Origin of the sequence: Vibrio sp. 10N.222.55.C6 (assembly GCF_041473395.1) — a bacterium.
Lineage (GTDB): Bacteria > Pseudomonadota > Gammaproteobacteria > Enterobacterales > Vibrionaceae > Vibrio > Vibrio crassostreae_C.
Map to the genome: position 1 here is coordinate 1 of NZ_JBFRSD010000658.1, position 288 is coordinate 288.

1 pseudogene is annotated in these 288 nt (G+C 41.0%); it reads left to right on the plus strand.

From position 1 onward, the window contains the following. A pseudogene (locus AB4486_RS25515) lies at positions 1 to 288 on the plus strand (carboxylesterase/lipase family protein); the annotation flags it as partial.

The window sequence follows — 288 nt, forward strand, 5'->3', positions numbered from 1 at the left end:
GTTGGTATCACTAGCCACCAACAAACCCAAGATATTCTATCTCTAACTGATTTCTACCCTAACTCAGAATCTAGCTTAGGTGGTGCTCTTGACAACATGAAGCAATTTAAAACCTTACTAAATGACACCTTGTTCAATGGTCCAGCTCGTCATATGGCAGCAAACAGCGGAGTAGAAGCAACGCTATACCACTTTGAGCACAAACCAAGCTTCAACATGTGGAACTATAAAACAGGTCTAAATGAAGAAACGGGCGAATACGACCAACTGTCAATCATTGATCTATTC